The 13238-nt window shown below is 62.2% G+C and carries 11 protein-coding genes and 1 tRNA gene; 9 read left to right on the plus strand and 3 right to left on the minus strand.

Features of this window, described 5'->3' with window-relative positions:
• Positions 1-65: 65 nt before the first annotated feature.
• From HCN58_RS23335 to HCN58_RS23350, 4 genes are all read left to right on the plus strand, one after another.
• A complete protein-coding gene (locus tag HCN58_RS23335; RefSeq protein ID WP_171581705.1) occupies positions 66-530 on the plus strand; it encodes a hypothetical protein in 465 nt (154 codons plus the stop codon).
• Between the two features lie 122 nt (positions 531-652).
• Entirely contained in the window at positions 653-2161 is a 1509-nt protein-coding gene (locus tag HCN58_RS23340) for a glucan biosynthesis protein G (protein ID WP_171581706.1), read from the plus strand.
• The gene (gene mdoH, locus HCN58_RS23345; RefSeq protein WP_171581707.1) at positions 2149-4293 is read left to right on the plus strand and encodes a glucans biosynthesis glucosyltransferase MdoH; all 2145 of its coding nucleotides are present in this window, start codon (positions 2149-2151) and stop codon (positions 4291-4293) included. Before HCN58_RS23340 ends, mdoH begins: the two co-directional genes overlap by 13 nt.
• A gap of 126 nt (positions 4294-4419) precedes the next feature.
• Entirely contained in the window at positions 4420-6186 is a 1767-nt protein-coding gene (locus tag HCN58_RS23350) for an adenylate/guanylate cyclase domain-containing protein (protein ID WP_171581708.1), read from the plus strand.
• A 189-nt stretch (positions 6187-6375) separates the two neighbouring features.
• On the opposite strand, the gene HCN58_RS23355 is transcribed toward HCN58_RS23350, so the two are convergent.
• A tRNA-Val gene (locus tag HCN58_RS23355) sits at positions 6376-6450 on the minus strand.
• Positions 6451-6585: 135 nt separating this feature from the next.
• Positions 6586-6945, minus strand: coding sequence for a cell cycle two-component system response regulator CpdR (cpdR, locus tag HCN58_RS23360; RefSeq protein WP_027539837.1), 360 nt, complete (start codon positions 6943-6945; stop codon positions 6586-6588).
• 321 nt (positions 6946-7266) lie between these two features.
• Here cpdR and HCN58_RS23365 point away from each other — a divergent pair, with 321 nt between their 5' ends.
• The 5 genes from HCN58_RS23365 (at position 7267) to HCN58_RS23385 (ending at position 12239) form a co-directional block, all read left to right on the plus strand.
• Positions 7267-8154, plus strand: a complete 888-nt coding sequence (locus HCN58_RS23365) for an N-formylglutamate amidohydrolase (RefSeq protein ID WP_171581709.1) — start codon at positions 7267-7269, stop codon at positions 8152-8154.
• Positions 8155-8745: 591 nt separating this feature from the next.
• The gene (gene hisN, locus HCN58_RS23370; protein ID WP_171581710.1) at positions 8746-9525 is read left to right on the plus strand and encodes a histidinol-phosphatase; all 780 of its coding nucleotides are present in this window, start codon (positions 8746-8748) and stop codon (positions 9523-9525) included.
• Positions 9526-9547: 22 nt separating this feature from the next.
• Entirely contained in the window at positions 9548-10075 is a 528-nt protein-coding gene (locus HCN58_RS23375; protein ID WP_171581711.1) for an isochorismatase family protein, read from the plus strand.
• Between the two features lie 97 nt (positions 10076-10172).
• Entirely contained in the window at positions 10173-11141 is a 969-nt protein-coding gene (locus tag HCN58_RS23380) for a Bug family tripartite tricarboxylate transporter substrate binding protein (protein WP_171581712.1), read from the plus strand.
• Positions 11142-11273: 132 nt separating this feature from the next.
• Positions 11274-12239, plus strand: a complete 966-nt coding sequence (locus HCN58_RS23385) for a Bug family tripartite tricarboxylate transporter substrate binding protein (protein WP_171581713.1) — start codon at positions 11274-11276, stop codon at positions 12237-12239.
• A 44-nt stretch (positions 12240-12283) separates the two neighbouring features.
• Here the strand turns inward: HCN58_RS23385 and HCN58_RS23390 are convergent, their stop codons facing one another.
• Positions 12284-13177, minus strand: coding sequence for a LysR family transcriptional regulator (locus HCN58_RS23390; RefSeq protein WP_171581714.1), 894 nt, complete (start codon positions 13175-13177; stop codon positions 12284-12286).
• Positions 13178-13238: the final 61 nt, after the last annotated feature.

The following is a 13238-nucleotide window of genomic DNA, read 5'->3' on the forward strand; positions in this document are numbered from 1 at the left end:
CCAACGCTCCCGCTGGAACGAACGTCGCTCGATTCGATTGTTTTGAGCGAACCGGAGAGCGTTCCATGCGTGCGCACAGATTGCTCGCCATCCTCGCCGTCGTCTTTGCTCCGGCGCTGGCCTTGGCCGATACGGAATGGCGCCGGTACGTGATCGCGAGCACCGGGGCCAGCGTCGACATGCCGGTCTCGATCTTCAGCGTCGACGCCGGGCCGCCGGAAGGCGGCACAGGACGGCGCTTCTTCACCGACGACCGCCGCGCCGACCTGACCGTGCAGTCCGTTCCCAATCCCCAAAACGATTCCCCGGCCACCTTCCTGGCCAAGAAGCGGCCGCCGGCCGGCATTATCTACAAACGGATCACGCCGAACTTCTTTGTGGTGTCGAGCATTCGCAAGGACCGGATTTGGTACAACCGATGCAACCGGGCGAGCGGCGCCATGAATTGCGTGCTGATCAACTATCCCGTCGCGGAAAAGCGCCAGTGGGACGATGTCGTCACAAGGATAAGCCATAGCTTGGCTAATTAGGCGGCCATCGCGCGGCCGGATTTTGGGCAGCCGGGAAAACGCAGCAATTCAGTTCCAAGGCGGAACCTCACGGTGTGCGCTGCGTTGCCCAACGTCGCCGTTAGTAACCGCGAGGTTGTTTCGTGAACCGCAGAGATTTCCTCGCTGCTTCCGCATTGCCATGGGTATCGGGTGCGGCATCCGGGTTTTTGTCCCGAGCACACGCGCAAGCCATACCTTTCGACAGAGCGATTGTGCGGCAAATGGCCCGCGAAATTGCCGGCAAGCCGTACAAGGCGCCAAGCGAGAAGCTGCCCGACAATCTCGCAAATCTCGACTACGATCATTATCGGGCAATCCGGTTCTTGCCGGAGCGCGCGCTCTGGCGCAGTGAAAAACTGCCGTTCGAGGTGCAGTTTTTTCATCGGGGATTTTTCTACAAGAACCGGGTCGACATCTTCGAGGTGAAGAATGGCCAGGCAGCACCGATCGCCTACCGGCCCGACCTGTTCTCATTCGGCGACCTGACGCCGCCCGGCCCGGCCGTGGATCTCGGCTTTGCCGGCTTCCGGCTTCACGCGCCGATCAACAAGCCCGATTATTATGACGAGGTCTGCGTGTTTCTTGGCGCCAGCTATTTCCGCGCGGTGGCGAAGGGCCAACTATACGGCCTTTCGGCACGCGGCCTGTCGATCAATACCGGCGAAGCCAAGGGCGAAGAATTCCCGTTCTTCAAGACGTTTTGGATCGAGAAGCCGGCAGCAGGCGCCAATTCCATCGTGGTGCACGCGCTGCTCGACAGCGAGAGCGCGGCCGCGGCCTACCGTTTCACCATCCGCCCCGGCGACACCACCGTGTTCGACGTCGAAATGGCAATCTATCCCCGCGTCGATCTGCAACAGGCCGGTCTCGCGCCGATGACCAGCATGTTCTTCTTCGGACCGAATGACCGCAAGGACGTCGAGGACTTCCGCCCCTCGGTCCATGATTCGGACGGGCTCGCGATATTCAACGGCCGTGGCGAGGAGCTTTGGCGGCCGCTGCATAATCCAAAAGATCTGCAGGTCTCCTCGTTTACCGATCTCAACCCGCGCGGTTTCGGCCTGATGCAGCGCCAAAAGGATTTTTTCGCCTACCAGGACCTGGAATCGAATTTCGAGCGCCGGCCAAGCCTTTGGGCGGAGCCGATCGGGGATTGGGGCGAAGGCGAGGTGAAGCTGCTCGAAATCCCGACGAAGGAAGAGATTCACGACAACATCGCCTTGTTCTGGCACCCCAAAGCGGCACTGGCCGCCAAAGGCGAGCACACCTATACCTATCGTTTGCACTGGGGACCTGACGCCCCCAAGCCGGCATCGCTGGCGCGATTTTCCCGGACCGGCATCGGCGCAAGAGGCGACAACGCTGCGCTCTTCGTGCTGGAGGTGACCGGCGAGAGGCTGAAGTCGGTTGATCCGAAATTCCTGCGCGGCGTCGTCACGGCCGAGAAGGCCAAAATCCAAAACATCGTCACCCGGCCAAATCCGGCGACGGGCGGCTGGCGACTGAGTTTCGAGTTGTTGAAGGAAAAGACCCCGGTCGAGCTCCGCGCATCGCTCGTGCAGAACGAAGAGGCGGTATCGGAGGTCTGGGTTTATCGATGGACACCTTAGCGAATACCCGCGGCTCGCGTGCGGCCCGCGCTATTCCATTGAACGAATTTCTTCCACCGGCATCGCCGATGGACATGGCGGCCCAGCCGTTGCGGCGGTTTGAGCCGCCGCCTGCTCCGCGCTTTGCGTCGATGTGGGCTCGGCGTGCATTCATCCTGGCGGGCGCCGCCGTTCTGACGTCGGCGGGCTGCTACGAGATGTATCGGGTTCTTCAGGTCGGCGGCATCACGGTCCTGGAATCGATCATCCTGGTGCTGTTCGTGCTGCTGTTCGCATGGATCGCCTTTTCCTTCATGTCCGCCCTTGCCGGCTTCGCCGTGCTGCTGACGCGAAAGAAGAACGAACTCGGCATTGACCCGGCAGCGCCCCTGCCCGCGATCCAAAGCCGAACCGCGATGCTGCTGCCGACCTATAACGAGGACCCCTACCGCGTGCTGGCGCGACTGCGCGCGATCTACGAATCGGTCGAGGAGACCGGATACGGTTCCGCGTTCGACTGGTTCGTCCTAAGCGACACCACCGACCCCGCGATCTGGATCGCCGAGGAGAAATGCTTTCTCAGGCTTCGACAGGACGTCGGCAGCACGGCTGCGATTTTCTATCGCCACCGCCCCGAAAACATCGCGCGCAAGTCCGGCAATATCGAGGAGTGGGTCAGAAGGTTCGGCTCCGCCTACGAGTGCATGCTTATCCTGGATGCCGACAGTCTGATGAGCGGCGATACGATCGTGCGCATCGTTGCCGCCATGCAAGAGCATCCGAAGGCGGCACTGATCCAGACGCTGCCGATTGTCGTCAACGCGAGATCTCTGTTCGCGCGGTGGCAGCAATTTGCAGGTCGCCTGTACGGTCCGATGCTGGCCGCAGGGATCGCATGGTGGCACGGTTCGGAAGGTAATTACTGGGGACACAACGCCATCATCCGCGTGCGCGCCTTTGCGCAGTGTGCAGGTCTCCCCAAACTCAGGGGCCGCAAACCGTTCGGCGGCCATATTCTGAGCCACGACTTCATCGAGGCCGCGTTGATGCGGCGGGGCGGCTGGGCCATCCACATGGCGCCGACGCTTCGAGGCAGCTATGAGGAATGCCCACCGTCACTTTCGGATTTTGTTGCCCGCGACAGGCGGTGGTGTCAGGGCAACCTGCAACACCTAGCATTGCTTCCCGCGCGCGGCTTTCACTGGGTGTCGCGGCTTCATCTGCTGACAGGAATTGGATCGTATCTCACCGCGCCGCTTTGGCTGATTTTTCTGATGTTTGGAATCCTGGTGTCGCTGCAGGCGCAATTCGTCAGGCCCGAGTATTTTCCAAAGGGGTATTCGCTGTTTCCGACCTGGCCGGCGCAGGATCCGATCCTGGCGGCGTGGGTGTTCGTTGGCACGATGGGAATGCTGATCGCGCCAAAACTGCTCGCCTTCATCGTGCTTCTCACTGATCGCAACACGCGAAACATGTTCGGCGGCGGTTTTCGGGTGCTGGCCGGCATCGTCACCGAGACGATCCTTTCGGGCCTGACTGCGCCGGTCATGATGATCTTTCAATCCTCTGCCGTTGCCGAAATCCTGCTTGGGCGCGACGCAGGGTGGCAGGTTCAGCGCCGGGAGGACGGCATGGTCTCACGCCGGGACACCGTCAACACCTATGCGGTGCCGACTTTATTCGGGATCGCAATGGCCGTCAGTGCCTACGCGGTATCGCTGCCGCTATTGCTCTGGATGATGCCGGTGATCCTCGGCCTGTTGCTTTCGATTCCGCTTGCCGTCCTGTCGTCATCGGCTGACCCGAACCGGGCGCCCAGATTGTTCAGAACGCCCGAGCAGACCGCGTCGCCGAGAGTACTGACGAGAGCCAATGAGCTGGCCAACGTGCCGCACTCGCCCCTGTCCTGCCCCCTGCGCGCGTTGCGCGGCGACGTCGATTTGCGCGAGGCGCATCTGAACAATCTTTCCGGCCAGCGGCCGCGAAACCGCGGCGACGTCGATCCCCATCTCGCGATCGCGCGCGCCAAGATCGAGGATGCTGAAAGTTTCGAGGAAGCAGCCGGATATCTGAGCCGTCGCGAGAAATTCGCGGTGCTCAATGCGCCGAGAATTCTTGCCGGTTTATTGGCGCTGCCCGACCATCGAGCGTGAAACGAACTACCTTCGAAATTTCACCTCATCGCAATCTAAAGTGGGTGATCGATTAGGATGAGGTTGGCAGCCGTCAGTCTTGGCCGGCGCGGCAAATCTGCTAGACTGCCTGTCAGCGAGGCGAAAATGGAAGCGCCCGGACCCGAGCGAAGACTCGCAGCGGTCCTTGCCGCCGACATGGTCGGCTACAGCCGGCTGATGGAGGTCGACGAGGCGGGGACACTCGCGCGTCTCAAGACGCATCGGCTCGAGCTGATCGATCCCTCGATTGCCAAGAACCGCGGCCGCATCATTAAGACCACCGGCGACGGCATGCTGGTGGAATTCCACAGCGTCGTCGACGCGGTGTCGTGCGCCGCAGAGATCCAGCGCCGGATGGCGCGGCGCAATGCCGACGTGTCGCCGGCGCGGTGGATCGAGTTCCGCATCGGTATCAATCTGGGCGACATGATCATTGAGGAGAACGATATTTTCGGCGACGGCGTCAACGTCGCGGCGCGCCTCGAGGTGCTCGCCGAGCCGGGCGGGATCTGCGTCTCAGGCGCCGTGCGCGATCAGGTCGGCGATCGGCTTGAGGACATCGCCTTTGAGGATCTCGGCAACCAGAACCTCAAGAACATCACCCGCCCGATCCACGTCTTTCGGGTGCGCCTCGAGCCGGATGCAGCCGAGGCGCATGCGAGCGGCAAGGACGGCACGGCAGCGATGATCACGACGCGAAAACCGTCCATCGCCGTGCTGCCGCTGGTCAACATGAGCGGCGATCCCGAACAGGAATTCTTTGCCGACGGCCTCACCGAGGACATCATCACCGAGTTGTCGCGCTTCCGCGACCTTCTCGTTATCTCGCGCAACTCGACCTTTGTGCACAAGGGCAAGGCGGTGAAGGTGCAGGAGGTCGCGCGCGAACTCGACGTGGAATATGTGCTCGAGGGTAGCGTGCGCAAGGTCGGCGATCGCGTTCGCGTCACCGTGCAGCTCATCGACGCGCAAACCGACCGGCACGTCTGGGCGGAACGATATGACCGCAAGCTCGAGGACATCTTCGCCATTCAGGACGAAGTGACCGGAGCAATCGTGGCCACCCTTCCCGGCCGCGTCGAGGCCGCCACGCACGAACGTGCAAAGCGCAAGCGGACCGACAATATGGCGGCCTACGAGTGCGTGCTCGCTGCCAAGGTGCTGCACCACCGCTCACAGCGCGAGGCCAACGCCGAGGCGCAGGCCCTGCTCGACCGCGCCATCGCGCTCGATCCGGACTATGCGCACGCCCATGCCTGGAAGGCGTGCGTGCTGGGCCAGACCTGGATCTATGGATGGTGCGAAGATCGCGACGCCACCTTCCAGGAGGTGGCTGCCGAGTTGCAGATCGCGCTGGCGCTCGATGACAATGACAGCGACGTTCACCGCATCCTGGCCGCGGTGAACCTGACGCGCGACGATCATGACAGGGCCGCCTACCATCAGGAGCGGGCGCTCGCACTCAATCCCAACTACGATCTGGTCGTGGTGCAGCAGGGCGAATTTCTGACCTGGCTAGGGCGGCCGGAAGAAGGGATCGACTGGATCAAAAAGGCGATGCGCCTCAACCCGTTCCACCCTGAACGCTTCTGGAACCACCTCGGTCGCGCGTATTATTGCGCGGAGAAATTTGCCGAAGCCGCCGAGGCGTTCGCGCGGATCACGCGGCCCGACTTCACCCATCACGCCTTCCTCGCCGCCATCTTCGCGCAGATGGGCGACACCGTTGCGGCCGCCGCCCATGCCGCAGAGGTCGTGAAGCTCGAGCCGGGTTTCTCGGTGGCCGGCTATCTCGCGACCCAGCACTACAAGCACGAGGCCGATCGGGCGCGTCATGAGGCCGGCCTGCTCAAGGCGGGGTTACCGGTCTGAGTTTGGCGGGATCAGACCGCAGACAAAGGAATTAATGCTTCGGAAGAAGTCAAAGGGTCTAGCGCCGAGCCGCAGCTCGCGGCACGAGCCGGCCTTCGCCAAGTGGCTTCGGCGCGGCACCCTCCGCTTGCTCGCTACGATGGGCTGAGTGCGGCTTGCCGAGCCGTAGCTTGCGAAGCAAGCGAAGGCTGGTGGGCGCGACAGGGATCGAACCTGTGACCCCTACCATGTCAAGGTAGTGCTCTCCCGCTGAGCTACGCGCCCCAGAATGGGATGACCTGTCATCCCGCTCCAGCCTTATTCGTATCGGGTGGGGTCCGTATATCGGCTCCAAAGCGCCCGGGCAAGGACGCTTGGCAGGAATTTCTGGCGTGATTTCGGACCAAAAAGGCCGCCGAATCAGGCCGCCAGCATCTTGTTCACTTCGCTGACCAGTTCGCGCAGGTGGACCGGCTTAGCCAGCACCTTGGCATTCTTGGGCGCCTCCGAATCGGAATTCAGGGCGACAGCGGCAAAGCCGGTGATGAACATGATCTTGATATCGGGGTCGAGTTCCGAGGCGCGGCGCGCCAGCTCGATGCCATCCATTTCGGGCATCACGATATCGGTCAGCAGCATCTCGAACGGCTCCTCGCGCAGCCGCTGATAGGCCGACATGCCGTTATCGTGAGGCGAGACCTGAAACCCGGCGTTTTCCAGCGCCTTGACCAGGAAGCGTCGCATGTCGTTGTCGTCTTCGGCGAGGAGGATTTTATGCATGGCGGTCAGTCGTCGAACCCAACTTGGAGGATCATTGCACCCACTAAGCCCGACAGAGGGTAAATTTCGGGTGAAAGGTAACGTCTTCTTGGCGGTGGCGGACGGCGCTATTTTTGTAGCGCCGCGCATCAGGATCGATCAACGCGGCGCTTTTCAGGCGTTTACGACACCTTCCAGGAGAACGGCGGCTTTTTTCGCTTGGCAGAATGATTACGATTACGGACAATGCATCCCTACAAAGCCCTGCCCCTTCCGGCAGAATCGGTCGCATGATCGGCCAGCCGAAGGGAAATGCGGACATTCAAGGGACGGCGCCCGACGATGACCCAGCTTGATGGCGAACTGTCGCCTCCGTTCGAGATCGTTGAGCCGGCCCACTGGCGGGCGCCGATCATCTTCAACTCGCCCCATTCCGGCTCCGTCTACCCGTCCGAATTCCTCAACGCCTCCCGGATTGACCTCGCCGCGCTGCGCCGATCCGAGGATTCGTTCATGGACGAATTGATCGGTGGCCTGAGCGAGCAGGGTTTTCCGACGGTGCGGGTCAATTTCCCGCGCTCCTATGTCGACGTGAACCGCGAGCCCTATGAACTCGACCCGCGGATGTTCACCGGCCGCCTGCCGAGCTTTGCCAATACCCGCTCGATGCGGGTTGCCGGCGGTCTCGGCACCATCCCGCGCGTGGTCGGGGACGGGCAGGAAATCTATCGCGAGCGGCTTTCCGTCGATGACGCACTGGGGCGGATCGAGGCGCTCTACAAGCCGTATCACCGCGCGCTGCGGCGGCTGATCAACAAGGCCCATCAGGCGTTCGGAACGGTGATCCTCGTCGATTGCCACTCGATGCCGTCGGTCGGCGTGTCCAGAGAGGAGCCGAGGCGGCCCGATATCGTGATCGGCGACCGCTACGGCACCAGTTGCGCGAGCCTGTTGCCCGATGTCGTCGAGCAAATCATGAGCGGGCTCGGCTATTCGATCGGCCGCAACAAGCCCTATGCCGGCGGCTTCATCACCGAGCATTACGGCAACCCGGCCAGCGGATTGCACACCGTGCAGCTCGAACTCAACCGCGCGATCTACATGGATGAGCGGCGGCGCGAGCGCAGCCCGCGCTTCGCACAGGTGGTCGCCGATTTCTCGGTGCTCGCGGACGCGCTGGCGCAGGTGCCGCTCGGGCATCTCGGGCCGTTCCAGGCGGCGGCGGAGTAGAGCGCACTTCTCCATCCGTCGTTCCGGGGCGATGCAAAGCATCGAACTATGGTGCGCAATTGCGCACCTGAGAATTTCGAGATTCCGGGTTCACGCGAAGACGTGCCCCGGAATGACGACTCAAAATTAAACATGACCAATAAGAAAAAAGGGCCGCTTGAATGAACAAGCGGCCCAAGTCTAGGGAGGAAACGCCCAAGGAGGGCAGCGATAGCGCGAGGCGCTACCGCACCGCAACAATATGCGACCGCGCTGCACAAAACGCAAGTGTTTTCGGATCTCTTCCGGTGCAAACCGAGTCAGTCTGGTGAATCGGCAGCACCGCCGAGACGGGACATTTACATCAGCAATATCAGAGACTTACGTAACGAGCTCAACTAGTTCCGTGCTCACTGCAGTGCTGGTATGCCAAAACTCGCGACTTCGTGATGGCCGGACTAACCAAAAATCCACGCCTCAAACGAAGCCTTTTCGAAAGCCGATTCGAAAGTCCGTTCGCAAGACGAACGGGAATAACGTGCCGTTGGCGGTGCGCGGCAGCCCGGATTGGGATAGGCAAGAGGCGACGTTTCTAGTCGGTAAGGGACAGCCGTGACGGTCATCGATTTCACAGCGTTTATCGGGCGCCTTGCGACTGCTTCGGGCGAGACCATCCTGCCGTTCTTCCGGACCTCCCTTTCGATCGACAACAAAAGCGCCAGCGATTTCGATCCGGTCACCGAGGCCGATCGCGCCGCCGAGGCGGTGATGCGCCGCCTGATCAAGGCCAATTTCCCCCAGCACGGCATCGTCGGCGAGGAATTCGGCAACGAGCGCGAGAATGCCGAATATGTCTGGGTGCTCGATCCGATCGACGGCACTAAATCCTTCATCGCGGGATTTCCGATCTGGGGCACCCTGATCGCGCTCCTGCACAAGGGCACGCCGGTGTTCGGCATGATGCACCAGCCCTATATCGGCGAGCGCTTTTCCGGCGATAGCGGTTCGGCGCATTATTCCGGGCCGTCCGGGGAGCGCAGGCTGACGGTGCGCCGCTGCGCGTCGCTGAAGGAAGCGACTTCCTTTACCACCAGTCCGCTGCTGATGAATGCCACCGATCGCGAGATCTTCGGCCGGGTCGAAAATGCAGTGAAGCTGTCCCGCTATGGCGGCGACTGCTATTCCTACTGCATGCTGGCAGCCGGCCATCTCGACCTCGTGGTCGAGACCGAGCTCAAGCCCTATGACATCGCGGCATTGATCCCGATCGTCACCGGCGCCGGCGGCGTCGTCACCAATTGGGAGGGTGCGCCCGCCCAGAGCGGTGGCCGCATCGTCGCCGCCGGCGACGCCCGTGTGCACGAGGCCACCCTCAAGCTGCTCAACGGCTAGAACCACAGCCACTCAGGCCCCGATGGATGCATTGATCGTCGTCGATATGCAGGTCGGGCTTCTTAACGGGAAGCCGAAGCACGATCTGGCCGGTGTCATCGAGCGCATCAACCGGCTCGCCGCCAGCGTCCGCGAACGGTCAGGCCTGGTGATCCTTGTGCAGCATTGCAGCGGCGCGGAAGACGATTTCGTGCCGGGCACGCCGGGCTGGGCGCTTCTCCCCGAACTGGACCGCGACGCTACCGACATCGTCATTCGCAAGACCCTGAACGATCCCTTCACCGAGACCGATCTCGCGACGCGCCTGAAGGAAATTGCGCCCGACCGGATCCTCATCACGGGATGGGCAACCGACCTTTGCGTCGATGCAACCGTTCGATCCGCTGTTTCGAACGATTACGACGTCGTGGTGGTGACCGACGGCCACACTCTGAACGACCGCCCTCACCTCGATGCGCCAAGCGTCATTCGTCACCATCACTGGGTCTGGAGCAATTTGATCACGCAGCGATCGGTCACGGTCGCGCGGACGGACGAACTCCTGAATTGACGGGGCCCCTGTCGCAACCGACAGGACCTTGCATCAAGCGGTTCATCGCGTACGATGTCGCCAACGCGCACAATAGATGCGCCATCGGGGAGTATTCATGAAGCTTCTGAGCAAGCTGGTTGCCGGACTGACGCTCCTGCTGTCACCGGCGTTAGCCTCGGCGCAGGATTTCCCCGCAAAGCCCATCAAGCTGATCGTGCCGTTCCCGGCCGGCGGCCCCAACGACATCATCGCGCGGGTGATCGGCCAGCGCATGTCCGAAATTATCAAGCAGCCGGTACTGATCGACAACCGCGGCGGCCAGGGCGGCGTGCTCGGCACCGACGCCGTCGCCAAGGCTCCGCCCGACGGCTACACCATCGCGATCTCAAGCGCGGGCGCGCTGGCCATCAGCCCGAGCATGGAAAAGGTCGCCTACGACACGCTGAAGGATTTTGCGCCGGTGACGCTGGTCGCCACCGTCCCCGAGATGCTGGTGGTTGCGACCAACGTCCCGGCCAAGGACATGAAAGAATTAATCGCGCTCGCGAAGGCGCAGCCGGGAAAACTGAATTTCGCCTCGTCCGGCCCCGGCAGCCTGCCGCATTTGGCGGGCGAACTGTTCAAGCTCACGGCCAACATCGATATCGTGCACGTTCCCTATCGCGGCGCGGCGCCGGCAGTGAACGATCTGCTCGGCCAGCAGGTGCAGATGACGTTCCTCGATTTACCGGTGCTGCTGCCGCAGATCAAGGCCGGCAGCTTGCGGCCGATCGCGATTGGCACGCTTGAGCGGGCGCAGACGGCGATAGAGGTGCCGACCACCGCGGAAGCCGGAATGCCCGGCATGATCGTCGAGAACTGGTACGGCATGGTGGCGCCCGCCGCCACTCCGCCGGCAATCGTCGCCGCCCTGCACAAGATAACGACCGAAGCGATGGCCGATCCGACCGTGAAGGAAAAGCTCGCAGCCCAGGGCGCGACGCTGGTCGGCGACAGCCCCGAGCATTTCCGCGGCTTCATCGACGGCGAAATCAAGAAATGGGCGAAGGTGATCAAGGACGCAGGAGTCGTGACGACGAGGTGAGTATCACGGCGTGGACAGCGCATCCCTGCTTATGGCTGCGCTAAAGACTGAATAACCGGAACATTGGCGCGATACTGCGCGTCGTGCAGGCCCGGCCAAGAGAAGTTACCTGACAAGTGACCGGAGGCTTTCATGAAGGCTCTTCGCGTGCTTCTCACCGGATTATCCGTGCTGCTTCCAGCCGTCGCGGCAGCGCAGGATTTCCCGAGCAAACCGATCAAGCTGATCGTGCCGTTCCCGGCCGGCGGCCCCAACGACATCATCGCGCGCGTGGTCGGCCAGCGAATGTCGGAAACCACAAAGCAGCCGGTCATCATCGACAATCGCGGCGGCCAGGCCGGCGTGCTCGGCACCGACGCGATCGCGAAGTCAGCACCCGACGGCTACACGATCGGAATCGTGAGTGCGAGCGCACTGGTCATCAACCCGACGATGGAAAAAGTGCCATACGACGTGGCGACGGATTTCGCGCCCGTCACGCTGGTGACGACGGTGCCGGAAATGCTGGTCGTCGCCAGCAACGTCCCTGCCGGCGACATGAAGGAGTTGATCGCGCTCGCCAAGGCGCAGCCTGGGAAACTCAATTTCGCATCCGCCGGCGTCGGCGGCATGCCGCATCTTGCCGGTGAACTGCTCAAGCTGACGGCGGGAATCGACGTCGTGCACGTGCCCTACCGGGGCGCTGCGCCCGCTATCAACGATCTGCTCGGCCAGCAGGTGGAGATGGCGTTCCTCGATCTGCCGGTGCTGCTGCCGCATATCAAGGCGGGCAGCCTGCGCCCGATTGCCCTCGGCGCTCCAAAACGCGCGCCCGCCTCACCCGACGTGCCGACCACCGCGGAGGTCGGCATGCCCGATCTCCTGACCGAAAACTGGTACGGCATGATTGCGCCGGCCGGAACGCCCGAGGCGATTGTCGCCACCCTGAACCGGGTCGCCAACGAGGCAATGAACGATCCGCAGGTGAAGCAGAAGCTTGCAAATCAAGGCCTGACGGTCGCCGGCAACACGCCGGCGCATTTTCGCGACTACATCGGAACCGAGGCGCGAAAATGGGCGCGCGTCATCAAGGCTGCCGGCCTCGCCACCGGCAAGTAACGTCGGGCTTCCCCAGACCTTCAGCATTCGCTCTCCTCGCATGTTCAACGTGGCGCAGATTTGCGGAGGTGCTCGGCCAGTTGTTGCGCGGGCTTGGGCAGCGCGCGAAAGCTCCGTGCACAGATCACGAGCCGCCGGTTGGCCCAGGAATCCCTGATCTTGATCACATTGATCTTCATCGATCGCGCGCATCGCTTTGCTGCGACTTCAGGCATCACGCCAATCCCGATGCCGGCGGCGACCATCTGGCCAATTGCATCGAAATTGTTCAGCCGCGCACGAAAACGCAGCCGCGCGCCAAGACGCGCCGCGTGTCCGCTGACATGGGTGTGCAGCGCAATCGAGCTGATCAGGCCGACGAAATCGCGCTCCACCACTTCGCCGAAATCAACCTGCCGCCGACTAGCCAATTCGTCGTTTCGCGCGGCAACCAGCACCAGTCGATCTTCGCTGAACGGCATCCGCTCGATATTGTCTGCAAGCGCGTGTTCGGCGGCAAGCCCGAGATCGGCGGCACCGACGACGATGGCGCGTGCAATGTCGCTGCTTTCGCGTTCCTCGACGTCGATTGAAATGTGAGGATGTGCAGCCAGAAAAGCCGCCAATGTCTTCGGCAGATATTCCGAAAGTCCCGATGTGTTGGCGAGGAAGCGGACGGTGGCCTTCATGCCGCGCGCAAATTGAGCGAGATCGCCGCGCATGGTCTCGATATTGTGGATCACGATCCTGGCATGGTCGAGCAGGCTTTCGCCGGCCGGTGTCAGTTCGACACCGCGGCGGCCGCGCGCCAGCAGTGAAACGCCAAGCGCCTCTTCCAGGCCCTTGATCCGCTCGCTCGCTGAGGCCAGCGCGAGATGGACCCGCTGCGCGCCGTTGGTGATGCTGCGGGCCTCGGCCACCGCAATGAAGAGCTGAAGATCGACCAGATCAAAGCGCATCGAGATTTCCTGCGAATCCATCATTGCGAGCGAAGCGAAACCATCCATCTCGTCGCAACGG

The sequence above is a fragment of the Bradyrhizobium australiense genome, assembly GCF_013114825.1.
In the GTDB taxonomy this organism is placed as follows: Bacteria; Pseudomonadota; Alphaproteobacteria; order Rhizobiales; family Xanthobacteraceae; genus Bradyrhizobium; species Bradyrhizobium australiense.

What these genes read in the sequence shown, in the direction of transcription:
- HCN58_RS23385 (WP_171581713.1), top strand. Translation starts at nt 11,274, where the DNA reads ATGAAGGCTCTTCGCGTGCTTCTCACCGGATTATCCGTGCTGCTTCCA.
- HCN58_RS23350 (WP_171581708.1), top strand. Translation starts at nt 4,420, where the DNA reads ATGGAAGCGCCCGGACCCGAGCGAAGACTCGCAGCGGTCCTTGCCGCC.
- HCN58_RS23335 (WP_171581705.1), top strand. Translation starts at nt 66, where the DNA reads ATGCGTGCGCACAGATTGCTCGCCATCCTCGCCGTCGTCTTTGCTCCG.
- HCN58_RS23375 (WP_171581711.1), top strand. Translation starts at nt 9,548, where the DNA reads ATGGATGCATTGATCGTCGTCGATATGCAGGTCGGGCTTCTTAACGGG.
- HCN58_RS23390 (WP_171581714.1), bottom strand. Translation starts at nt 13,177, where the DNA reads ATGCGCTTTGATCTGGTCGATCTTCAGCTCTTCATTGCGGTGGCCGAG.
- cpdR (WP_027539837.1), bottom strand. Translation starts at nt 6,945, where the DNA reads ATGCATAAAATCCTCCTCGCCGAAGACGACAACGACATGCGACGCTTC.
- mdoH (WP_171581707.1), top strand. Translation starts at nt 2,149, where the DNA reads ATGGACACCTTAGCGAATACCCGCGGCTCGCGTGCGGCCCGCGCTATT.
- HCN58_RS23365 (WP_171581709.1), top strand. Translation starts at nt 7,267, where the DNA reads ATGACCCAGCTTGATGGCGAACTGTCGCCTCCGTTCGAGATCGTTGAG.
- HCN58_RS23380 (WP_171581712.1), top strand. Translation starts at nt 10,173, where the DNA reads ATGAAGCTTCTGAGCAAGCTGGTTGCCGGACTGACGCTCCTGCTGTCA.